This is a genomic window from Microbacterium sp. bgisy189, from assembly GCF_965345345.1.
In the GTDB taxonomy this organism is placed as follows: Bacteria; Actinomycetota; Actinomycetes; order Actinomycetales; family Microbacteriaceae; genus Microbacterium.
Genome location: NZ_CBDRMZ010000002.1, coordinates 285,459 through 309,877, shown reverse-complemented (window position 1 = coordinate 309,877; position 24,419 = coordinate 285,459). Strand labels below are relative to the sequence as shown.

The 24,419-nt window shown below is 69.4% G+C and carries 13 protein-coding genes; 12 read left to right on the top strand and 1 reads right to left on the bottom strand.

What is annotated here, in order from left to right:
* Positions 1–58: 58 nt before the first annotated feature.
* From ACSF8R_RS04480 to ACSF8R_RS04425, 12 genes are all read left to right on the top strand, one after another.
* The gene (locus ACSF8R_RS04480) at positions 59–1,189 is read left to right on the top strand and encodes a serine/threonine-protein kinase (RefSeq protein ID WP_434810658.1); all 1,131 of its coding nucleotides are present in this window, start codon (positions 59–61) and stop codon (positions 1,187–1,189) included.
* Positions 1,189–7,128, top strand: coding sequence for an Ig-like domain-containing protein (locus ACSF8R_RS04475; RefSeq protein WP_434810657.1), 5,940 nt, complete (start codon positions 1,189–1,191; stop codon positions 7,126–7,128). Before ACSF8R_RS04480 ends, ACSF8R_RS04475 begins: the two co-directional genes overlap by 1 nt.
* Positions 7,129–7,146: 18 nt before the next feature.
* Positions 7,147–8,112: an AAA family ATPase gene (locus ACSF8R_RS04470; RefSeq protein ID WP_434810656.1), complete on the top strand. Its 966-nt coding sequence runs from the start codon at positions 7,147–7,149 to the stop codon at positions 8,110–8,112.
* Between the two features lie 17 nt (positions 8,113–8,129).
* On the top strand, positions 8,130–9,461 hold the full coding sequence (locus tag ACSF8R_RS04465; RefSeq protein ID WP_434810655.1) for a DUF58 domain-containing protein: 1,332 nt from the start codon (positions 8,130–8,132) through the stop codon (positions 9,459–9,461).
* Positions 9,458–11,887: a transglutaminase domain-containing protein gene (locus ACSF8R_RS04460; protein WP_434810654.1), complete on the top strand. Its 2,430-nt coding sequence runs from the start codon at positions 9,458–9,460 to the stop codon at positions 11,885–11,887. The genes ACSF8R_RS04465 and ACSF8R_RS04460 overlap by 4 nt, the downstream gene beginning before the upstream one ends.
* Position 11,888: 1 nt before the next feature.
* A complete protein-coding gene (locus ACSF8R_RS04455; RefSeq protein ID WP_434810653.1) occupies positions 11,889–13,346 on the top strand; it encodes a DUF5684 domain-containing protein in 1,458 nt (485 codons plus the stop codon).
* 281 nt (positions 13,347–13,627) lie between these two features.
* Positions 13,628–13,996, top strand: a complete 369-nt coding sequence (gene rpsL, locus ACSF8R_RS04450) for a 30S ribosomal protein S12 (protein WP_018171438.1) — start codon at positions 13,628–13,630, stop codon at positions 13,994–13,996.
* A 5-nt stretch (positions 13,997–14,001) separates the two neighbouring features.
* Entirely contained in the window at positions 14,002–14,472 is a 471-nt protein-coding gene (rpsG, locus tag ACSF8R_RS04445; RefSeq protein WP_434810652.1) for a 30S ribosomal protein S7, read from the top strand.
* Positions 14,473–14,547: 75 nt separating this feature from the next.
* Positions 14,548–16,662: an elongation factor G gene (fusA, locus tag ACSF8R_RS04440; protein WP_434810651.1), complete on the top strand. Its 2,115-nt coding sequence runs from the start codon at positions 14,548–14,550 to the stop codon at positions 16,660–16,662.
* Positions 16,663–16,812: 150 nt separating this feature from the next.
* On the top strand, positions 16,813–18,003 hold the full coding sequence (tuf, locus tag ACSF8R_RS04435; protein WP_434810650.1) for an elongation factor Tu: 1,191 nt from the start codon (positions 16,813–16,815) through the stop codon (positions 18,001–18,003).
* A gap of 191 nt (positions 18,004–18,194) precedes the next feature.
* Complete coding sequence (locus tag ACSF8R_RS04430; protein WP_434810812.1) at positions 18,195–20,408, top strand: glycosyltransferase family 2 protein; 2,214 nt, start codon at positions 18,195–18,197, stop codon at positions 20,406–20,408.
* Between the two features lie 11 nt (positions 20,409–20,419).
* Positions 20,420–21,982 (top strand): chitinase, encoded by a 1,563-nt coding sequence (locus ACSF8R_RS04425; RefSeq protein ID WP_434810649.1) that lies wholly within the window; start codon positions 20,420–20,422, stop codon positions 21,980–21,982.
* A gap of 15 nt (positions 21,983–21,997) precedes the next feature.
* Here the strand turns inward: ACSF8R_RS04425 and ACSF8R_RS04420 are convergent, their stop codons facing one another.
* Positions 21,998–24,370, bottom strand: coding sequence for an EAL domain-containing protein (locus ACSF8R_RS04420; RefSeq protein WP_434810648.1), 2,373 nt, complete (start codon positions 24,368–24,370; stop codon positions 21,998–22,000).
* Positions 24,371–24,419 lie beyond the last annotated feature (49 nt).

Sequence of the window (24,419 nt, the reverse complement as noted above, 5' to 3'; positions counted from 1 at the left end):
CCCGGTGTCGGATCTGTCGTCACGATGCCCGCGGTGACGACTTTCGGTTGGGGGTGCGATGACTCGGAGACTTCCGTCGTCGGCGCCCGTGCTGCCCGGCCTCGCCTACGTCCGTCCGCTCGGTTCCGGCGGCTTCGCCGACGTCTTCCTCTACCAGCAGGACATGCCCAGGCGTCAGGTCGCGGTCAAGGTGCTGCCCGCAGATGAGCGCGACCCCGAGCTGCTGCGCATGTTCAACGCCGAGGCCGATGTGCTGGCCCACCTGTCGGCCCACCCGTCGATCGTCACCGTCTATCAGGCCGGCATCTCCGCCGACGGGCGGCCGTACATCGTCATGGAGTACTGCCCGGGTTCGCTGGCGCAGCGGTATCGCATCGAGCGGCTGCCGGTCGAAGAGGTGATGGCGACGGCGGTGCAGTTGGCCGGTGCGCTCGAGTCCGCCCACCGTGCCGGTCTCATCCATCGCGACATCAAGCCCAGCAACATCCTGGTGACCACGTTCGGTTCGTCGGTGCTCGCCGACTTCGGCATCTCGGCATCCCTGTTGCGCCAGCCCGCTGACGAGCTGCTGGCGATGTCGGTGCCGTGGAGTGCGCCCGAGGTCGTCGGTGAGCACACGAGCGGCACGGTGGCCAGCGAGGTGTGGAGTCTCGGCGCGACGGTGTACTCGCTGTTGGCCGGTCATAGCCCCTTCGAGCGGCGTGAGAAGGGGCAGAACAGCCGGGACCAGCTGCGTCGCCGCATCTCGCGAGCAACCTTCGTGCCGGTGCCCCGCGCCGATGTGCCCGACGGGCTGCAACAGGTGCTGGCCACCGCCATGGCGCGCGAGCCCGAGGCCCGCTACGCGTCGACGCGTGAATTCGGTGAGGCCGTGCGCGAGGTGCAGCGCGGGTTGGGGCTCGCCCCGACGGCGCTGGAGGTGCCGGCCGCGGAGTGGATGCCGGAGCGGATCGATCTCGACGACGCGAGCGCGCGAGGTCCGGTGCGCAGTCGCCTGCCGCAGGAGGGGCGTCGTCGCGCGGCCTCCGGCATCGACGAGATCACGCATCGCCGCCGCGATGAGGACACCGACATCTCGGGGGCAGACGAATCGCGAGCCCCGGTGTGGCCGTGGGTGCTCGCGGCGGTGGCGGCGCTGGTCGTCGTCGCATCGACGATCGCGATCGTCGTCGTCGTCGGGGCCGGCTGATGCGACGCGGCACGCTCATCGGGTTCGGCGCCGTCGCGGCGGTGATCCTGACGATCGTGGGCGTGAGCGTCGTGTGGCCGGGCCTCGACGCGCAGGACACACCGCCGACGGATGCGTCGGTGTGGGTGCTGCAGGCCGACGGGCTGCGCTACGGCCGGGTGAACACCGCCGTCGGTGAGCTCGACACGGTGCGCACGGTCGCCAACCCGTCGCGCATCGCCGAGTCGGCTGAGGGCGCGTACATGTTCACCGACAGCGACAGCAAGATGATCCGCATCGACGAGTCGCTGCCGGCCGACCTCGATGTGCAGGGACTCGAAGATGCGACGGCGGCGCCGAGCGGCGTGCGTGAAACGGTGACGGCGGGCGATTTCGTGGCGTACCGCACCGATGCCGGTGCCGTGTATGTCGGGCGGCTGTCGACGGGGTCGACCTCGCAGCTCGACCCGTACGACACCCGCGACGACGAGGATGCCGTGCAGTACAGCTCGGCCGCGATCGCAGTGGACGAGCGTGGCGTCCTGTTCAGCTATTCGAGCGCCGACGACGTCGTGCTGACCTACGACATCGCGTCGTCCTCGCTGCGCGACGAAGACGAGTTCGCCGCCGACATCGACGATCCCCAGCTGTCGGCGGCGGGTGATGACTGGGTCATCGTCGACGCCGCGGCGGGCACGTTCTGGACGGCGGGTGGCAGCGCAGCCCCCGTCGGCGCCGGGTCGACACTCACGCTGGCGCGACCTGACGCGTATGCGGATGCGGTGTACGCAGCCGACGAATCGGGGCTGGTGGAGCTTCCCGTCGACGGTTCGCCCGCACGTTCGCTGTTCGGTGACGGTTCGACGGTGCAGGGCACGCCGGCGCGGCCGGTGACGCGCGACGGCGTCGTGTACGGTGCCTGGCTCGCCGAGGGGACCGGCGGTGGCACCCTGTGGCGTTCCGACGCCGGACCGGCAGAACTGTCGTACGGGGGATTGGGGCTGCCCTCGCAACGGCGTCCCGTGTTCGCGTCCTCGGGCGACGCGCTCGTGGTCAACGACTCCCGCTCGGGATGGGTGTGGCTGGTGGAGGGCGCGCGCCTGCTGCCGTCGACCCAGGACTGGACGCTCGACGAACGCATCGAGAGCGAGTCCACGCCGAGCGACCAGGAGCAGTCGGTCGTCATCGAGCCCAAACCGCCCGTCGCCGTCGACGATGCGTTCGGGGTCCGTCCCGGGGCGCTCGTCGCGCTGCCGCTGCTGCTGAACGACCACGACCCCAACGAAGACGTGCTGAGCATCGACGCGGCGTCTGTCACCGGCCTCGACCCGGCCTTCGGCACGCTCACCACGACCGACGACCAGCAGCGTCTCGCCGTACGCGTCTCGCCCGACGCATCGGGCGCCGCCTCGTTCAGCTACCGGGTGACCGACGGCACCTCCCACGACGGGTTGCTGTCCGAGGAGGCGACCGTCACGCTCACCGTCGCCGCCGACTCCGACAACTCCGCACCGGTGTGGTGCGTCGATGACTGCCGCCAGGAGTGGCCGGTGCCGACCGTCGCGCGCGGCGGGACGGTCACTGTGCCGGTGCTCTCGGACTGGGTCGACCCCGAGGGTGACCCGTTGTTCCTGCTGTCGGCTGACGGGGCGGGCTCCGGCAGTGTCGCCGCGACGCCGTCGGGGAGCGTCGTGTATCAGCACACCGACGACGGCTCGGGCGGCGAAGAGACGGTCCGCATCCGCGTCACGGTGTCGGATGCGCGCGGCGCGACCGCCACCCGCCCGCTTGAGATCCGCGTCGTCGCAGACCCCGAACCGCGGATCCGGTCCTTCGCCATCGTCGACACCGTCGGCTCTCGGGTCACCGTCGACGTCGCCCCGCACGTGACCGGCACCGCGGGCGACACGACCGTGACCGACGCGCGTGTGCTCGACGACGCGACCGCGACCGCGACCGTGGTCGGCGGCACGACCCAGTTCGACTTCTCCGCGACCGAGCCGGGCGTGTATCGCGTGGCCGTGACCGTGTCGGTCGCCGGGCGCGAGGCCACCGGAACAGCACGCATCACCCTGCTGCCCGAAGACGCACCCGCACAGTTGGCGACTGCGCCGGTCGTCGCATTCGTGCGCCCGCAGGCAGACGCGACCGTCGACGTGTTCGCCGCCGTCTCCAATCCGACGCGCCGCGTGCTGCTGTTGAGCGATGTGACCGCGACCCCGGCGCCGGGCGCGTCACTGTCGGTGGATGCCGTCGCGCAGACGCAGCTGCGGGTCTCGGGCACCACGGCCGACGGTGAGACGGGACTGCTCGGCACCGTCAGCTACCGCGTCAGCGACGGCACGAACGATGACGGATCGTCGGTCGAGGGTCAGGCGGCCGTCTACCTGCTGCCGCCCGCGCCAGAAGTCGCGCCCATCGCCGTCGACGACACCGTCGTGGTGCGTGCCGGCAGCCAGGTCGACATCCCCATCCTCCGCAACGACATCTCGCCGGCGGGCGCGCTGCCGCGGATCGCGCCCGAGAGCATCGTCTCGTCGGCCGCTTCGGCACTCGCGTTCGCGTCCGGTGACGTGCTGCGGTACCTTGCCCCGCAGACGGCGGGACAGTACACCGTCGAGTACGCCGTCTTCACCCCCGGTTCGCCGTCGCTCATCGACACCGCAACCGTGCGGATCCGGGTGCAGTCCGACGACGCCAACCGGGCACCGGTGCCGGCCGCGGTGTCGGGCCGGGTGCTGAGCGGTCTGACGACCACGATCCCGTTCGACGGCTTCGGTGTCGACCCCGACGGCGACGCGGTACGCCTCGACGCGATCGTCACCCAGCCCGATGTCGGCTCGGCATCCATCTCGGCCGACGGCACGTCGATCGTCTACGCGAGTGTGCCGGGCGACCGGGGCCAGCACGAGTTCCGTTTCCGTGTCGTCGACGCCCACGGCGCTGAGGGCGAGGGCGTCGCACGGGTGGGGGTCCTCAGCGGCGACGCCAACCCGAGCCCGGTCACCTACACCGACTACGTCCACGTGCAGGCCGGTGTCGACAACGTGATCAGAGTCAGTCCGCTGGCCAACGACCTCGACCCCATGCAGGGTGCGCTGACGCTTAACGGTGTCATCCCTGATGTGCCCGCGACGGATCTCGACGGCTCGCCCAGCGACGAGTTCGAACGGCTCAGCGACCGCATCTCGGTGATCGAGGACGGCACGGTCACGATCGCCGCCGGAACCGAGCCCGGCACGATGTCGTTCCTCTACGACGTCACATCGTCGTCGCAGAACACGGCGCGCGGACTCATCGTCGTCAAGGTGGTCCGCGAGCGGGTGCCCGAGTACCCGGTCGTGACAGACACCGTGCTGACGGTGGAGGATCGTGACGATTTCGCGACCGGAGTCGACGTGCTCACCGGCAAGGTGACCTGGGCGGGCGGCGAGCTGCCCGATCTCGAACTCGGCGTCTGGGGCGACCCCGATGGCGTCGCGGCGAGCGGTCGGCGCCTCAGCGGCGAACTGACCGACAGCACCCGCATCATCCCCTTCTCGGTCACCGGCGTCGTGGGCGACGACGAACTGACCACCTACGCGTTCCTGCGCGTGCCTGCCGCCGCAGAGCTCTCGCTCGCGCTACGTCGGGGGCTGGCGCCGATCGCGGTCGACGAGGGCGACGTGGTCACGTTCGACATGGCCGACCTCGTCGCCGTGCCCGACGACGAGGTGCTCGAAGTCGGCGGCGCCGTCGAGGCCTCCGGTGCGCGCGCTGCGGGCGCCTGCGAGGCGACCAGCGGCACCAAGGTGCGCTACACGGCAGGATCGGGCGCGCCGTGGACCGATGCCTGCCTGGTGCCGGTGCGGCTCGCCGGGCAGCGCGCGTGGACGGTCCTGTCGGTCCCGATCACCGTCGACGCCGAAGAGCCCCAACCCGTCCTCACCCCCGCCGCGCTCACGGTCGCGCCGGGCCAGTCGCGTACGTACGACCTCGCCGACATGACGAGCTGGCAGGGGCCTGAGGACTGGGACGCGCTGCGCTACCGCATCGACGACCAGACGTCTGCGTTCGACGTCGAACTCGACGGTGCGGCGCTCGCGCTCACGGTCGCCGACGATGCCGTGCCCGGCGCGGTCGAGACGGTCGTCGTCGAGATCACCAGTCACGACGGCGTCGCGCCCGCGCGCATCACGCTGCGCGTCGGTGCCGCGCCGTCGACCCTGCCGCGCGGCGGGTCGATCACGCGTCAGTGCAGCCAGGCGGACGGCGGCTCCTGCACGATCGACGTCGTCGGCATCGCCGGCGAAGTCAATCCGCTGCCGGGCACGCCGCTGACAGCCGTGGGCGTGCGCGCCTCTGGGTCGTGCACCGGCGTGACGTTCGAGCTCGCCTCATCGACGCAGGTGCGGGCGAGGTGGACCGAGGACGCGCCGGGCTCGACCTGCACCGCGACCGTCACGCTGCGCGATGCGCAGGGACGTCAGACCGCCGCCGATCGGGGCGCGAGTGTCACCCTCGATCTGCAGGGCTTCCCGGTGGCTCCCGCGAGCGTGACGCAGACGGCCTACGGCGACGGCACGCTCGTGCTCCGCGTCGATCCGGGCGCCGCCCGCCAGGCGTACCCGGCGGTCACGGGGTACGAAGTGCGCCTCGACGGTCGCCGCGTCGCATCGTGCACGGCGCAGGGGGTGTGCCCCGAGATCGCGGCGCCGAACGGCGAACAGCGGGTCTACGAGGCCGTTGCCGTCAACCCGGTCGGCGCTTCACGCGGCGCTGTCCGCACCACCGCCTGGGCGTACGACCCGCCCAGGCCGCCGTCGGCGATCTCGTCGCGGCCCGTCGTCACGTCCGGTGACGGCGGCATCGTGGCGTTGAGCATCACGGGGGTGGATGCCGCGGCCACCGGTGCTCTCGAGATCGCGAGTGCGTCCGGTGAGACGCTCGTCGTCGCGGTCGGTGAGAACCAGACGCAGGTCGCCGTGCCGTCGTATCGGGTGGGCAGCAATACCGCGACCGACGTGACGGTGACGCCGCGGTCGCGGTTCGCCGTCCCGCCCGTCGGTTCGGACGCGCCGGTGATCGAGTCGATCACGGCGCCCGCGAACGGCATCGGGCGCCCGCTCGATGTGACGCTCACGCTGACCGCCGAGTATGCGGGCAACGGGCGAAGCGACGTGACGGCGGTCGCGTCGGCCCGTTCCGGTGGCGACGGATCGCAACTGCGCTTCGGCATCGTCCGCGATGGTGAGACGTGCACGGCCGACAGTGAGAACCGCACGGCCGTGTTCCGCGATCTCCCCGACGGACGCCAGTACGCCTTCGTGGTGTGCGTGGAGTCGCGGTTCGACGGTGCGGGCTACGGGCGCTCGACGGCGCGCGCTGAGGTGCGCGCCGTGCAGAGCAGCGAAGCGCCGACGGGCTACCGGTTCGTCGTCGGTCCGACGGCGCATGTCGAGGGGCAACGGGCGAACTGGACCATCGACCAGACGCCCACCTCCGCCGAGAATCCGCCGTTCGACAACGTCGCCGTCTTCAGCGGCTACCCCACGGGAACCTTCGACGAGGACCCCGGCATCCGGGTGCGGTACGAGCACACCGCCGGCTGGTGGGTGTCGGAGTGGGGCGCCGTCACGCCCGCAGCGGGGAGCGCACCGTTCCAGGTGCAGGCGCAGTGGTCGGTCGATTCCTGCACCGGCGGCACGAGGCTCGTTCCTCGAGGGTCGTCGACCCGCGGCATCGCGAACGTGACATTCAACGCGGACGAACTCGTCTACTACGACGCCGACGGTGCCGTGCTCGACCCCGGGCCCGACCCCTGGATCGTTCCGCTGCTGGCGGTGCGGGCCAGCGGCATCGGCGTCACGGCCGACTGGTCTGCACGCGATTGGTCGCTCCAACCCGCGACCTCGACCTTCTCGACGACGTGTACGCCCGTGCTCCCCGAGCCGGAGCCCGAACCCGAGCCTGAGCCGTGAACCTGTGAGGATGACAGCATGACCATCACCGAAGAGCAGGCGACCTGGTTCGCCCAGACGTTCGGCCAGCTCGCCGACAACATCGAGCGCGCCGTGCTCGGCAAGCGGCACGTCGTCGAACTCGTGCTCACGGCGATGCTCAGCGAAGGCCACGTGCTGCTCGAAGACGTGCCTGGCACCGGCAAGACCTCACTCGCGCGAGCCGTCGCGCAGTCGGTGCAGGGAACGACCAGTCGCATCCAGTTCACCCCCGACCTGCTGCCGGGAGACATCACCGGCGTCACGGTCTACGACCAGCAGACCGGACGGTTCGAGTTCCACGAGGGGCCGGTCTTCGCCACCATCGTCCTCGCCGACGAGATCAACCGCGCCTCACCGAAGACGCAGTCGGCGCTGCTGGAGGTGATGGAGGAGCACCGGGTCACGATCGACGGCGTGAGCCACGACGTCGGGCGTCCGTTCCTGGTGCTGGCGACCCAGAATCCGGTCGAACAGGCCGGCACCTACCGACTGCCCGAAGCGCAGCTCGACCGCTTCCTCATGCGGGCGTCGCTCGGGTACCCCGATCACGCCGCCACCGTCCGCATCCTCGACGGCGCCGCCGTCGCCACCGAAGAACTGTCACCTGTCGTAACCACGTCCGCACTCGTGGGCATGGCAGAACTCGCCGGCGAGGTGTACGTCGACGCGCTCGTGCTCGACTACATCGCGCGCATCGTCGACGCGACCCGTTCGGCCGACGAAGTGCGGCTCGGCGTCAGCATCCGCGGTGCACTGGCGCTCACACGCGCAACCCGCACGTCTGCTGCGGCGGCCGGACGCACCTACGCCACACCCGACGACGTGAAGCGCCTGGCCGTCCCGGTGCTGGCGCACCGTCTCATCCTGCACCCCGAGGCGGAGTTCGACGGGGTCAGCGCGGATGCCGTGATCGGGCAGGTGCTGCTCGATGTCGCACCGCCCACGAGGCGCGATCCGGCGTGACGCTCGGCGAGACCCGGGTGACCCGCACCTCCGCGACGACGGCGAACGATCGCACGGAGGTCACGGTCGCGCGCGGACGCTCGCTCGTCGGTGCCGCCGTGTGGATCACGCGGGCGTGGCGCGCACTGCGGAGGGGTGTGCGGGCGGTCGTCCGCGCCGGAGGCCGCACGATCCGCCCCGCCGGGCTGCTCGTGCTCCTGACCGCATCGATCGGGCTGATCGTGGGTCTCGCCCTCGGGTGGATGGAGTGGATTGCGGCCGGAGCGGTGGCCGTCGTGCTGCTGCTGATGAGCGTGCCGTTCCTGTTCGGTGCGCGGTCCTACGACGTCGACCTCACGCTCTCGCACGAGCGGATCGTGGCGGGCTCCTCGGTCGAAGGCGGCATCATCGTCCGCAACACGGGCCGCCGCGCGACCCTTCCCGGCCGCATCGACGTGCCGGTGGGCGAGGGGCTCGTCGAGTTCGGTGTGCCCCTGCTGCGCGCCGGTCACGACACGATGCGCGCCCTCGACATCCCGCCCCAGCCGCGCGGCATCCTTCGCGTCGGTCCCGCCGTGACGGTGCGAAGCGACCCGCTGGGGCTCATGCACCGGGAGCATGCGTTCGACGACGTCCACGACCTGTACGTGCATCCGCGCACGGTCTCGCTGCCGTCGACGAGTTCGGGACTGATCCGTGACCTCGACGGCAGTCCGACGCGTCGCCTCGTCGACGCCGACATGTCGTTCCACGCCATCCGGGAGTACGTCGCGGGCGATGCGCGTCGCCAGATCCATTGGAAGTCCACCGCCAAGACCGGTCGGCTCATGGTGCGGCAGTACGAAGAGTCGCGCCGCTCCCGGATGGCCGTCGTGATGGGGCTCGCCGAACGGGAGTACGCGTCGGCCGACGAGTTCGAGCTGGCGGTGAGCTGCGCGGCCTCGCTGTCCGTGCGGGCGGTCACCGACGCGCGCGACCTGGACGTCGTGGTGGGCGCCGAGGTGCCCCGCGTCGTGCGCGGCCGGCTCCGAGCCATCCGGCACATCCCCGCGGGGGGACCGCGGCCCCTGCTCGACGGGTTCAGCGGGGTGGACCGGCTGCATGACACGATGTCGCTGCGCGATGTGTGCCGGCTCGCCGCCGAGGCCAACGAGCGCCTGTCGATCGCGATCATCGTGACCGGATCGACGCTCGGGCTCAATGCCCTGCGGCAAGCTGCCCTCGCCTTCCCGGCCGACACCGCGGTCATCGCCGTCACGTGCGATGAGCGTGCGCACCCGCGGTCGGGGCCTGCCGGCACGCTCACGGTGCTCACCGTCGGCACCCTCGACGATCTCGCGGGCCTCATGCTGCGGGGGGCGACCTCGTGAGGGCCACGACTGCACGCATCGTCTCGGGCGCACTGTTCGCGTTCGTGACCGCGGTGTTGGCGGCGATCGCGGCATGGCCGATCTACCGATCCGGGGCGTTCCTCACACTCGTGGCCGTCGCGTCCGCCGTCGCCGCGCTCATCGCCGCGGTCGTGACCTGGCGGCGCTGGAGCGGGTGGGCGGCAGCGGGACTGCTGGCGGCGGCGGTGTTCGTCCTCGGCGTGCCGCTCGCAGTGCCTGGGCGCGTCGGCGGGGCCGCCGAACTGCTCCGCGGGCTCGGCGATCTGGCTGCCGGGTTCGTGCTCGGATGGAAGGACCTGCTCACGGTCGACCTGCCGGTGGGCTCGTACCGAAACCTCCTCGTGCCGGCGCTCGCCGTCTTCCTCGTCGGCACCTGTGTCGTGCTGCTGCTCGCCTGGCGCGCCGACCGGCTCGCATACGGCGCCGTGCCGCCGGCGCTCGCGATGGTGTGGTTCGGGCTGCTGTTCGGCCGTGCGTCGGTGAGCAGTCCCTGGGTGTGGGGGCCGATCCGCGTACCGGCGCCGGTCGAGACGGCGGTCGGCATCGGCGCCCTCCTGGCGGGCGTGCTGTGGCTGTCGTGGCGCGCACGCGATCGCCGTCGCCGCGCCCTCGAACGCGCCGCCGAGTCGAGCGGCGTCCGGCTGCGTCGGCGCATCGGCCGTGGCGACACCCGTCGCGTCGCCCTCGGCGTCGGCATGCTCGCCGTCGCCGCGGTCGGCGTCGCAGCCGTCGTGCCTGCCGCCGCCGAGCCGGTCGAGCGCACGGTGCTGCGCGGTTCGGTCGGGCCCGAGGTGCAGCTGTCCGAAGCGGTGAGCCCCTTGACCTCCTATCGGACGCTGTTCGCCGACGATGTCTACGCGACGGTGCTGTTCACCGTGACCGGGGCGTCCGTGCCGGAACGTGTGCGGCTCGCCGTGCTCGATGACTACGACGGCGCCGAGTACCGCACCGGTGTGAGCGGGTCGTCCAGTCGCTTCGTCCGCGTTCCCGCTGAGACGGCCGCCGACCCGGGCGTCTCCGTCGACGCATTCGTGGGCATCGGGATGTTCTCCGACATCTGGATGCCGGTGGCCGGCGACCTCGCTGCGGTGGACTTCGAGGGCATCCGCGCCGCGACGCTCGCGGACGGCTTCTATTACAGCGACGACCTGGATGCCGCCGTCCAGACGCAGCGGTGGAACCCGGGCGACCGCTACCGTCTGCGCGCGACGGCCGCAGAGGTGCCGGCGCTCACCGACATCGAAGCGCCCGGATCCGCCACCGGCGACGTCGAGCCGCCGCCGGCGCTGGTCCGCTGGGTCGAGGAGCACCGGGAGGGCGACGGCGGCGCGGCCCTGGCATCCCTCGTCGACCTGCTGCGCGAACGCGGCTACCTCAGCCACGGGCTCGCAGACACCGAGACGCGGTGGCGCGCCGACTTGCCCGGGTACGATTTCGCCGCGAGCGCTGCAGGCCACTCGCTCGCCCGCATCGACGCCATGTTCCAGGCGCTGCTCGAACGCGAAGCCGACCCGCGGGCGCTCGAAGCGGGCAACTTCGTGGCGGCGGTCGGCGACGATGAGCAGTTCGCGGTCGCCGTGAGCCTCATCGCGCAGCAGCTCGGGTTTCCGTCGCGGGTCGTCGTCGGCGCACGCGTCGGGGAGCACCCCGACGGACTGTCGGCGTGCGATGCGGGAGGCTGCCGGGCGGGCGACATCAGCGCGTGGGTCGAGGTGCGCGGCGCCATGGGCGACTGGGTGCCGGTCGACGTCACGCCGCAGCACGAGGTCGTGCCGAGCCTCGAGGTCGCCCAGCAGCGCGACCCCGAAGTGCCGACGCAGGTCGATCCCGACACGATCGAAGAGGTCACCCCGCCCAAGCCGTCGCAGGAGGACACCGTGCGCGACGACGACACCCCTGTCGGGGCGGATCTGGGCTGGCTGTGGGCGGCGTTGCGCATCGTCGGTGTGAGTGTCGGCGGTATCTTCCTCGTGCTCGCGCCGTTCCTCGCGATCCTCGTGGGCAAGGCGCTGCGCCGCCGACGGCGCAGGCGGGCCGCCGCCGCAGCCGCGCGGATCAGCGGCGGCTGGGACGAGTTCGTCGACGCTGCCGTCGATTCGGGCAGCGCCTCTCCGGGGGCGCGGACGCGTGTCGAGTTCGCAGCCGACCACGGTTCTGCGGGCGCGGCGGGCTTGGCCGCGACGGCGGATGTCGCCACGTTCTCAGGTCGCCCGATGACGCCCGACGAGGCCGACGAGTTCTGGCGCATCGTCGAGCGCGAACGCCGCGGCATGTCGAGCGGGCTCTGGCATCGGCTGCGCGCGGCCGTATCGTTGAGATCGTTCGTCCGCACCTCGCGCGCAGCGCGACCCGGACGACGAAACACCGAGAGGGGGAGTCGCGGCCGCGTCGACCGCGACACGTGAGATGAATCCGACCGTCGATGAATCGCCGGTGGCGCTCCTGCTGCTGCTGTCGCTGCTGATCACCGTCGCCCTTTACGTCTGGACCGCGCTCGCGCTGTCGGCCATGTTCCGCAAGATGGGGGAGCAGCCGTGGAAGGGCTGGGTGCCCGTCCTGAACATCGCGACCGTGCTGCGCTGGGGCGGCTTCTCGCCGTGGCTCGTGCTGCTGCTGCTCGTGCCCGGCGCCGGCGGCCTGGTCGTCTACGTCCTGCTGGTGGTCGCCGCGCATCGCCTCGGCCCCGGGTTCGGGTACGGCACGGGCATGACCGTGGTCGCTGCCGTGCTGTTCCCGGTGTGGGCGACGATCCTCGGGTTCGGGCCCTCACGATGGCTGGGTGCACGCCCGGCGACGGCGCTTCCCGCCAACGGCGTCGCCCGACGGGCATCGACCGAAGCACCGACAGCGGCCGCGGCAGACCTTCCCGCGGAGTCACCGCCGGCACCATCGTCGCAGGATGCCGTCGGCGACCCGTTCGCCGCATTCGCACCCCCGTCCGCTGCCGCCGAGCCTGCAGCGCCGTCGGCGCCGCAGACGGCCCCGAACCCAATCGCGCACGAAACCGACGCGGCGGTGCCCGCCGGCTCGGCGTCCTGGGCACCGCCTGCCCCACCGAGCCCGTCCGAGACCGCTGTCGCACCGGAGGTCGCGCCCGCCCCCGAACCGACCGGCGACGACGCGTGGCCGTCCGTGCCGGACGAGGTGTCGGCTGTCGCACCGGCACCGTTCCCGCCGAGTTCCGCCGCCGCACCGGCATCCCGTCATGTCGCGCCGCCCGTCGAGGCCGGTGACCCGCTGGTCTCGTTCGTTCCCGGCCGCCGGACCTCGATGTCGAACCGCAACGAAGAGGTGTCGGTGACGCGCGTGCCGCCGCGCCCGGCTGCACCGGTCTCCGACGAGCAGTCTGCGACCAGCGATGCCGATGCCTTCCCCGAGATGTCCGGTGAGGTCTCTGCCGTCGTCGGCTCGCCGGCGGCCGGTTCGCCCCGATCGGCGCGCGCCTCGGTGGCCGCGCAGCAGCGTGATCGTGAGCCGACCGCCGATGAGGACGACGACGCGGAGATGACCGTCATCGCCCGCCGGCGTCGCCCGGCATGGCGGTTGATGCCCGCGCAGGGCTCGCCCATCCCGCTCACCGCCGACGTCGTCATCCTGGGGCGGCGCCCCGGTTCGGATGCCGGGTTCCCGCGCGCACAACTCGTGCCGCTCGACGACCACACGCGCACCGTCTCCAAGACGCACGCGCGCCTCGAACACCGCGGCGACGGCTGGTGGATCACCGATCTGCATTCGACGAACGGCGTGCTGCTGCCGACGTATCTCGGCAGCGAGGTCGAGGCGGAACCCGGCACCGCCGTGCCTGCGGGGGACAGGTTCCTCCTCGGCGACGCCGAGTTCCGGCTCGCCCGCACCGACGACTGACGGGTGCCCTGCGGCCGCCGTTTGACCGGCTCGTCGCGTCCACGTATCATTGACCGGGTGTGCGCCCTCGCGCGCCCTGCGTCGTGCCCAGCACGGTGCAGGCAGCGAGACGCCACATCACAGGGAACGACCTGCGAACAGGTCCACCCCCACGGCATATCCACCACGAAACGCACAGAGCACTCGCCCTGCGCAGGTGGATCTGTGGTGAAACCACGAACGCTGTCACCGTGCAGCATCCGCAGGAGCCGGCAGGCCCCGCGGAACAACAAGGAGAGAACGTGCCAACCATTCAGCAGTTGGTTCGCAAGGGCCGGTCGCCCAAGGTCAGCAAGACCAAGGCGCCCGCCCTGAAGGCGAACCCGCAGCAGGCGGGGGTCTGCACCCGCGTCTACACGACCACGCCCAAGAAGCCGAACTCGGCGATGCGCAAGGTCGCCCGTGTCAAGCTCCGCAACGGCACCGAGGTCACCGCCTACATCCCCGGCGAGGGCCACAACCTGCAGGAGCACTCGCTCGTGCTGGTCCGCGGTGGTCGTGTGAAGGACCTCCCGGGTGTTCGTTACAAGATCGTTCGCGGCGCCCTGGACACACAGGCCGTCAAGAACCGCAAGCAGGCCCGTAGCCGCTACGGCGCCAAGAAGGGCTGAGTCAGATGCCTCGCAAGGGACCCGCACCCCGCCGCGTCGTCGTCAACGACCCGGTCTACGGTGCTCCGATCGTCACCCAGCTGGTGAACAAGATCCTCGTCGACGGCAAGAAGTCGCTCGCCGAATCGATCGTCTACGGCGCCCTCAAGGGTGTCGAGGCCAAGAACGGCCAGGACGCCGTCGCGACGCTCAAGAAGGCGCTCGACAACGTCCGCCCCACCCTCGAGGTCAAGAGCCGCCGCGTCGGTGGCTCCACCTACCAGGTTCCCGTCGAGGTCAAGCCGCACCGTGCGAACACGCTCGCGCTGCGCTGGCTCGTCAGCTACGCGAAGGGTCGTCGTGAGAAGACGATGACCGAGCGTCTGCAGAACGAGATCCTCGACGCATCGAACGGCCTGGGTGCCGCGGTCAAGCGCCGTGAAGACACCCACAAGATGGCCGAGTCGAACCGCGCCTTCGCGCACTACCGCTGGTAATCAGCGCATTGGTGGCCGGTCGAACCCGGCCGGCCACCCCCGCGACTTTTCCCCACCACACGTAAGGACACCCCTGTGGCACAAGAAGTGCTCACCGACCTCAAGAAGGTCCGCAACATCGGCATCATGGCGCACATCGATGCCGGCAAGACGACGACGACCGAGCGCATCCTGTTCTACACGGGCGTCAACCACAAGATCGGCGAGACCCACGACGGCGCTGCGACCACCGACTGGATGGAGCAGGAGCAGGAGCGTGGCATCACCATCACCTCCGCCGCGGTGACGTGTTTCTGGGAGAAGAACCAGATCAACATCATCGACACGCCCGGTCACGTCGACTTCACCGTCGAGGTGGAGCGTTCGCTCCGCGTGCTCGACGGCGCGGTCGCCGTGTTCGACGGCAAGGAGGGCGTCGAGCCCCAGTCCGAGACCGTGTGGCGTCAGGCCGACAAGTACGACGTGCCCCGCATCTGCTTCGTCAACAAGATGGACAAGCTGGGCGCCGACTTCTACTTCACGGTCGACACCATCATCAACCGCCTGAAGGCCAAGCCCCTCGTGCTGCAGCTGCCGATCGGCGCCGAGAACGACTTCGTCGGCGTCATCGACCTTGTCTACATGCGCGCACTGGTGTGGCCCGGCGACGCCAAGGGTGATGTCACCATGGGCGCCAAGTACGAGATCCAGGAGATCCCGGCCGACCTCGCCGACAAGGCCGCCGAGTACCGCGAGAAGCTGCTCGAGACCGTCGCCGAGTCCGACGAGGCGCTGCTTGAGAAGTACTTCGGCGGCGAGGAGCTGACCCCGGAAGAGATCAAGGGCGCCATCCGCAAGATGACGATCGCCGGCGAGCTCTACCCGGTGCTCTGCGGCTCGGCGTTCAAGAACCGCGGTGTGCAGCCGATGCTCGACGCGGTCGTGGACTACCTGCCCTCGCCCCTGGACGTGCCCGCCATCGAGGCGCACGACCCCAAGGACGAAGAGATCATCATCGAGCGTCACGCCGACCGCGACGAGCCGTTCTCGGCGCTCGCGTTCAAGATCGTGGCGCACCCCTTCTTCGGTCGTCTGACCTACATCCGCGTGTACTCGGGTCACCTCGACTCGGGCGCGCAGGTCAGCAACGCGACAAAGCAGAAGAAGGAGCGCATCGGAAAGATCTTCCAGATGCACGCCAACAAGGAGAACCCGGTCGAGTCGGTCACCGCCGGTCACATCTACGCCGTCATCGGCCTGAAGGACACCACGACCGGTGACACCCTCGCCGACCCGGCCAACCCGGTCGTCCTCGAGTCGATGACGTTCCCCGAGCCGGTCATCGAGGTCGCCATCGAGCCCAAGACCAAGGCCGACCAGGAGAAGCTGGGTGTCGCCATCCAGCGCCTGGCCGAAGAGGACCCGACCTTCCGCGTCGAGCAGAACGTCGAGACCGGCCAGACCGTCATCAAGGGCATGGGCGAGCTGCACCTCGACATCCTCGTCGACCGCATGAAGCGCGAGTTCAAGGTCGAGGCGAACGTCGGCAAGCCGCAGGTGGCGTACCGCGAGACGATCAAGAAGACCGTCGAGCGTCACGACTACACCCACAAGAAGCAGACCGGTGGTTCGGGTCAGTTCGCGAAGATCCAGTTCGCGATCGAGCCCCTCGAGGTCACGGCCGACAAGACGTACGAGTTCGAGAACAAGGTCACCGGTGGCCGCATCCCGCGCGAGTACATCGAGCCCACCAACCAGGGCTTCCAGGACGCCATGCAGGTCGGCGTGCTCGCCGGCTACCCCATGGTGGGCGTCAAGGCGACCCTCATCGACGGCGCTTCGCACGACGTCGACTCGTCCGAAATGGCGTTCAAGATCGCCGGTTCGATGGGCTTCAAGGAGGCCATCCGCAAGGCGAACCCCGTCATCCTCGAGCCGCTCATGGCCGTCGAGGTGCGTACGCCCGAGGAGTACATGGGCGACGTCATCGGCGACCTGAACTCGCGTCGTGGCCAGATCCAGTCGATGGAGGACGCCCAGGGCGTCAAGGTCGTCCGTGCGCTCGTGCCGCTGTCCGAAATGTTCGGCTACATCGGCGACCTGCGCTCGAAGACCTCGGGTCGCGCCGTCTACTCGATGGAGTTCGACTCGTACGCCGAGGTCCCGCGGGCCGTCGCCGACGAGATCGTCCAGAAGACCAAGGGCGAGTAACACCGCCCTCCCGGGGAGTCGCTGCGATGCGTCGCCGAGACTCCCCGGGACATCCACAACTTCATACACATAGACTAGAAACATCCCCGTAGACGACCGGTCGCAATCCAGTGCCCGGAACCTCTACACGACCGTCCTGAGGAGGACCCAGTGGCCAAGGCCAAGTTCGAGCGGACCAAGCCGCACGTCAACATCGGAACGATCGGTCACGTCGACCACGGCAAGACCACGCTCACCGCTGCCATCTCCAAGGTGCTCGCCGACAAGTTCCCGTCGGCCACCAACGTGCAGCGCGACTTCGCGTCGATCGACTCGGCGCCCGAAGAGCGTCAGCGTGGTATCACGATCAACATCTCGCACGTCGAGTACGAGACCCCGAAGCGCCACTACGCGCACGTCGACGCCCCCGGTCACGCCGACTACATCAAGAACATGATCACCGGTGCCGCTCAGATGGACGGCGCGATCCTCGTGGTCGCCGCCACCGACGGCCCGATGGCACAGACCCGTGAGCACGTTCTGCTCGCCAAGCAGGTCGGCGTTCCCTACCTGCTCGTCGCGCTGAACAAGGCCGACATGGTCGACGACGAGGAGATCCTGGAGCTCGTCGAGCTCGAGGTCTCCGAGCTGCTCGCCTCGCAGGGCTTCGACGAGGCTGCACCCGTCGTGCGCGTCTCGGGCCTGAAGGCGCTCGAGGGCGACGAGAAGTGGGTTCAGTCGATCGTCGACCTCATGGACGCCGTCGACGAGTCCATCCCGGACCCGGTGCGCGACAAGGACAAGCCGTTCCTCATGCCGATCGAGGACGTCTTCACGATCACCGGTCGTGGAACCGTCGTCACCGGCCGCGCCGAGCGTGGCACCCTGGCCATCAACTCGGACGTCGAGATCGTCGGCATCCGTCCCACCCAGAAGACCACTGTCACGGGTATCGAGATGTTCCACAAGCAGCTCGACGAGGCCTGGGCCGGCGAGAACTGTGGTCTGCTCCTCCGCGGCACCAAGCGTGACGACGTCGAGCGTGGCCAGGTCGTCGTGAAGCCGGGCTCGGTGACCCCTCACACCAACTTCGAGGGCACCGCATACATCCTGTCCAAGGACGAGGGTGGCCGTCACAACCCCTTCTACACGAACTACCGCCCGCAGTTCTACTTCCGTACCACCGACGTCACCGGCGTCATCTCGCTGCCCGAGGGCACCGAGATGGTCATGCCCGGCGACACCACCGACATGACCGTTGAGCTGATCCAGCCCATCGCCATGGAGGAGGGCCTCGGCTTCGCGATCCGTGAGGGTGGCCGCACCGTCGGTGCCGGCACCGTCACCAAGATCCTGAAGTAAGTCTTCGGACCTTCTCGGCGACCCCCCGGGCTCAGGCTCGGGGGGTCGCCGTGTATCGACCGCCGCCGTCGATGCACGAGCACTGAGGCGGCTTGTACCAGCGTGTCGGGGGAGAACACCAGGTGGCGAAGAAGGAACGTCGGCCGCGTCGGCAATGGGGCTCGGAGCGCATCACCGCGCCGTTGGCGATCATGCACTCGCGCCCCAGCGGTCGCAAACTGGTGCTGGGCAGGCTCGCCATTGTCGTGACGGTTCTCGCGTGGCTCATGTACGTCATCACCACGGTGGTGCGAGAGTTCGTCGAGAATGACACCCAGACCCTGCGGTTCGTGCTCGAAGCGGTCAGCTACCTGTTGGTGGTCACCTTCCTGAGCTTCTCGGCGCTCATGTACCTGGTCGCGCGCCAGGGTGCGCTCTACCGCTACCGCGACCACGTGCGTGCGCCGCGCGGCATTCTCGACCAGCACTTCGCCGACGGGTACGACAAGGCCGTCACGGTGCTCATTCCGTCGTACCGTGAAGAGCCCGAGGTCATCGCCAAGACCGTGTGGTCGGCTGCGCTGCAGGAGTTCCCGCAGAAGCGCGTGATCGTGTTGATCGACGACCCGCCGGCCCCCGCCGACGACGAGAACATCGCGCTCCTGCAGTCAGCTAGAGATCTCCCGGCCGTTGTCGCGGCCGCGCTCGAAGGTCCCCGCGCTCGCTTCAGCGCAGCTCGACAGCAGCTGCAGGACGGCCTCGCAGCGGCCGAAACCGTCACTGGCGATCTCGTCACGCTCGTTTCGGACGAGTATCTGCACGCGGCGGAATGGCTCGAGGCGAAGGCGGAGGCGCATCGCATCGCCGACCACATGGACGCGTTCTTCGCCGACCGTGTGCTCATCGGCCTCGCCAGCGACTTGCGCCTCACGCGCTTGGCGCTCGACGCGGCCGTCGAGCAAGGCGGAGCGCCGAGCGCGGAGCGCCTCGTGCAGCTCGCCGATCGCCTCGTCTGGATCTTCACTGCCGAGATCTCGTCGTTCGAGCGGAAGACGTTCGCATCACTGTCGCACGAAGCCAACAAGGCGATGAACCTCAACTCGTACATCGGGCTGATGGGGCGTCGGTGGAAGGTGGAGGATGCCGCGGATGAGCGCATCCTCGTCCCCGCCGCCGACGATGAGCATGCTGACCTCGACGTGCCGTACACCGAGTACCTGCTGACCCTCGACGCCGACTCCATGCTGCTGCGCGACTACTGCATCCGCTTGGTGCACTTCCTCGAGCAGCCCGGCAACGAACGCGTCGCGGTGACCCAGACCCCGTATTCCGCGTACCGCGGTGCGCCGAGTCGCATCGAGCGCGTCGCGGGTGCGACGACCGACATCCAGCACACCCTGCACCAGGGCATGACGTACTACAACGCGACGTTCTGGGTGGGCGCGAACGCCGTCATCCGCCGCGTGGCGCTCGACGACATCGTCGAACGGCAGACGGTCGGCGGGTTCGAGATCGACACGTACATTCAGGACCGTACGGTCATTGAAGACACCGAGTCGAGCATCGACCTCGGCACGCACGGCTGGACGCTCGTGAACTATCCGGAGCGGTTGAGCTATTCGGCGACTCCGCCCGACTTCGGTTCGCTCGTGGTGCAGCGGCGCCGGTGGGCCAACGGTGGCCTGCTCATCATGGCGAAGTTCTCGCGTCAGCTGCGTGAACGTCGCTACCGTCGTGAACGGATCCTCGCCCGCGAGGTTCTGCTGCGTGTGAACTACATGGCCTCGATCGCGTGGGCGAGCCTCGGGCTCATCTTCCTCCTGGCGTACCCGTACGACAGTCGTCTGCTCAGCCCGTGGGTCGTCGTTGCGGCCCTCCCGTACTTCCTCTGCATGGCGAGCGACCTCGCCGAGAGCGGGCATCGTCGCACCGACGTCTTCCGGATCTACGGCTTCAACCTGGTGCTGCTCGCAGTGAATGTCGCGGGTGTCGTCAAGTCCGTCCAGCAGGCGCTCACCAACGAGAAGATTCCGTTCGTACGCACCCCGAAGGTGCAGAACCGCACCGCGGCCCCCGGGCTCTACGTCTTCGTGCCGTTCGTCATCGTCGCGTTCTCGATCCTGACGCTGGTGCGGGACATCAACGCGCAGAACTGGGGCAACGCTGCGTTCGCCGCTTTCAACGCCCTGCTGTGCGGGTGGGCGATCGTGGCCTACATCGGCCTGCGAGCGTCGATCGTCGACATGACGCTCGGCGTTGTCGGGTGGCTGTTCGTTCCGGTGAAGCCGAAACGTGCCACGCACGGCACCGTCGAACGCAAGCCGAAGCCCGTCGACTGGTCATCGATCCTGTACCACGGAGACCGCCGCCTCGGTCGCGACATCACACGCAAGAGCGACCTTCGCCGTCGCGTGAGCCCGAGATAAGGAACACGAACGTGTCGAAGAGATTCCCCGGTCGCCGGCTCTCCTGGGTGCGGCTCACCGTGCTCGCCCTCGTGGTGGGTGGCCTGGGCTATGCGGGTTACTCGAGTGTGCGCGCGTTGCAGGACGATTGGGTCGCGGAGGAGAGCACGCCATGGTTCTCTGCCTACGTCGATGCCACGGCGACGCCGTCGTATGAGTTCGAGGTGCAGACAGGCGATGACCAGAAGACGGTGACGCTTTCGTTCATCGTGGCTGCGAGTCCCACGACGTGCGAGCCGACCTGGGGTACGCACTACACGCTTGATGAGGCTGCGGCCGATCTTGACCTCGACCGCCGCATCGCCCGCCATGTTCGTGGCGGGGGCGAGGCGATCGTGTCCTTCGGTGGGCTGTTCAATGCCGAACTGGCACTTGCCTGCGATTCGGTCGACGAGCTCGCCGACCAGTACCGAGCCATCATCGACCGATACGACTTGACGACGATCGACCTCGATATCGAGGGCGATGCGCTTGCTGATACCGTCTCGCGTGAGCGCCGAGCCGATGCGATCGCGCAACTGCAGGACGAGCAGCGGGATGCGGGCCGGCAGCCGGTCGCGGTGTGGCTGACGCTTCCGGTGGCGCATGACGGGCTGACCGGCGACGGTGTCAGCCTCGTCCAGGAGATGCTCGACGCAGGGGTCGCTTTGGCCGGCGTCAACGTCATGACGATGAACTTCACCGGGGATGACGCGGCGGCCGACCCCGGCGCCGTCGCCATCACGGCGCTGGAGGGCACGCATCGTCAACTTCGGGCGATCTATGCCGACCGGGACCAGCCGATGGGTGCCGCGACGGCGTGGCGCATGGTGGGTGCGACCCCGATGATCGGCCAGAACGACGTCACGGCCGAGGTCTTCGGGCTCGACGACGCCGCCGCGCTCAACGCATTCGCCATCGAGAAGGGCCTCGGTCGCATGTCGATGTGGTCGGCCAACCGCGACCAGACGTGCGCCGAGGCGTATCCGGACTGGCAGATCGTCTCCGACGCGTGCAGCGGCATCCAGCAGAACGGGCAGCGCTTCGGCGAGGTGCTCGCGGCCGGATTCGAGGGCAGCCCCGCGCAGGCGGCCGACGCGCCGTCTCCGACCCCCGATGCGACGAGCATCGACGATCTCGTCGACGATCCCGAGACGAGCCCGTACCCCATCTGGGACGAGAACGCGTCGTACCCGGCCGACACCCGCGTCGTCTGGCGACGGAGCGTGTACGTCGCGAAGTGGTGGAGCAGCGGCGATCAGCCCGACAACCCCGCGCTGAGCACCGCCGAGAACCCGTGGCGACTGATCGGCCCGGTGCTCGACGGTGAGACGCCGATCCCCGAGGTGCGACTGCCCGAGGACTTCTACCCGGTGTGGAAGGAAGAGACCGTCTACACGCGCGCCGAACGGATCATGCTCGACGGTGTCGCCTACGAGGCGCGCTGGTGGACGCAGGGCGACAACCCGGCCGCCGGCGAGCAGGATCCGGGCAATTCGCCCTGGCGTCGCCTGACGTCCGAAGAGATCGAGAAGCTTCTGACGGCTGAAGACTGACCTGCAGGGGCGTGGTCACGTCGCGTCGTCGTCGAGGTAGGCCGTGAGGCCGTGCGCTTCGAGCCGCGCCATCATCTCGGCGACGGGGATGCCGCGGCCGAAGCGGTAGCCCTGCATGTAGCGAACGCCGACCTTGACGAGGTCGTCGTACTCCTGCTGCGTCTCGACGCCTTCGACGACCATCTGCACGCGCAGGTTGCGGGTCAGCAGTGCCAGCGAGCGCATGACGAGCTGCGACTTGCGGGTGCGCAGACTCAGGGTCAGAGCGCGGTCGACCTTCAGCACATCGAACGGGTACTGCACGACCGACAGCAGGGTCGATGCTGCCTGGCCGAAATCGTCGAGCGCGATCGGAATGCTGCCTTCGCGTCGCAGGTCTTCGAGCATCGCGATGGTGTCCTCCGAGCTGCGCTGCAACGACGTCTCACTGAGTTCGAGGGTCACGGTCACACTCTCGGTGTCGCGTGCGTGCGAGACGGCGGTGGCGAAGTCGACGTCGGTGATCTGCTCGACGTCGACATTCACGTGCACGTCGGTCAGGCTCGGCGCGATCGTCTGGAACCGCTGCATGTCGGTGATCGCGGTGTCGACGACATGTCTGCTGAGCTCGGTGAGCAGGCCGAGGCGGCGCGCTTCGTGGACGAGGATGCCGGCGGGGACGCCGCGTAGGGCCGCATCGCTCGGTCGGATCAGTGCCTCCATCGCGATGATCGTGTTCTCCACCCGATCGACGATGGGCTGGTAGACGAGCGTGAGTCGGCGGTGCCGCACGGCGTCGGCGATGGCCTCCACGAGTTCGGCCGGATCGCCGCCTCCGCGCGTGACGGCGATCGGCATGGTGGCGTCGCTCACGGGTTCCACATCGCGGCCCCGCGCGGCGTACATCCGTGCGTCGGCGGCTTCGACGAGGGCGGTCGCGTCCGGCGTCCCGGGCGCGGCGACCGCGAGTCCTCGCGACATGCTGAGGCCGATGATCGTCTGCCCCAGCACGATCGGCGCGCTCACCTCGGTGAGCAGTCGTTCGGTGCGGCGATCTGCGTCGAGATCGTCGGTGACGCCGGTGAGGATGACGACGAATTCGTCGCCGCCGACGCGGGCCACGATGTCGTCCGCCCCGGCGTGGGCACGCAGTCGTGTCGCGACGAGTTGCAGCACGGCGTTGCCGACCTCGTGACCGTGGGCGTCATTCACATCCTTGAAGTTGTCGACATCGAGGTACACGACGGCGAAGCGGGTGCCGGGGTGCGTGGAGGGGAGTTCGTCGAGCGCGATCCGGAATGCCCGGTAATTCGGCAACCCGGTGAGGTCGTCGGTGAAGGCTTCGCGCGCGAGTCGCGCCTGCTCGGTGCGGGTGTTCGCCATCGTCTCGGCGATGTGCGCGATGGCTTCGAGCACACGACGGTCTTTGACGACGAACGGTCCCTGCGTCGACCCGCGCCGAGCGACGAGGTTGCCCTCCGGCAGTTTCGCGGCGATCTCGTTCTCGGCGACCTCGCCGTCACCGCGCACCTCGATGCTCTCGCGGGGGAGGGTTCGCTGCGCGAAGTGGCGCGCGTGCTCCTCGACGCTCGAAGACGGCGACCACGGAAGGGCGAGTGCGGCATCGAGCATGCCGGTCAGGCGTGTCGTCGCGGTGCGCAGTTCGAGCAGCATCCCGATGCCGAAGGTGACGACGCCCAGCACGGCAAACGCAGCGACGCCGCCGGGGTCGTTCTCGGACTGCGGGTTGGTCGTGTTGACGAAGCGCGCGATCGACAACCCGAGATACAGCGCGCCCGCGACCACGACGCTGACGACGGCCACGCGCCCCCACAGCACCGAACCGAAGATCGCACGTGGCGTCATCCGGGTGGCGACGGCAAGACGCAGCATCGAGGTTGCGATACGCGTCGCGATGAAGGCAACCACCGTCGCCGGCGCCGCGAGGGCGATGTGGACGCCGGCGGCGTCGAGCGGGATCCACACCGCGAGCGCGACGATTCCGGCCACGATCAGATAGCCGGCGAACTCAAAGGTGTGACGAAGACCGCGGGTTCGCACGATCGCGCCGACGAGGAAGCCCGCGGCCCACAGGGTGAGGGCGGCGACGGGGGGCAGGGTGTCGGCCGCGACGACCAGCAGCGCCGGTGCGATCCCCATCGTCAGCAGGGTGTCGACGCGCGAGACGGTCACCATGAGCGCGCAGGACCCGATGACCGCGATCAGGAGCACGAGCGCCCACAGCCAGCTGTACGGAAAGCCTCCGACCATGAAGCCGACGATGATCGCGGCGGCCGTCACGACCATCCAGCCGATGTCGAACAAGCGCCCCACCCGCGATGTCAGTCTGCGCTCAACCGCGGGGGCGGAGGCGACGCCGCTGGTGGGCGAGAGCATCTCGGGAGGCATGAGTCAACGGTAGGGCCCGCGGGGTCCGTCGTGGGGTGTGGAGCGCCCG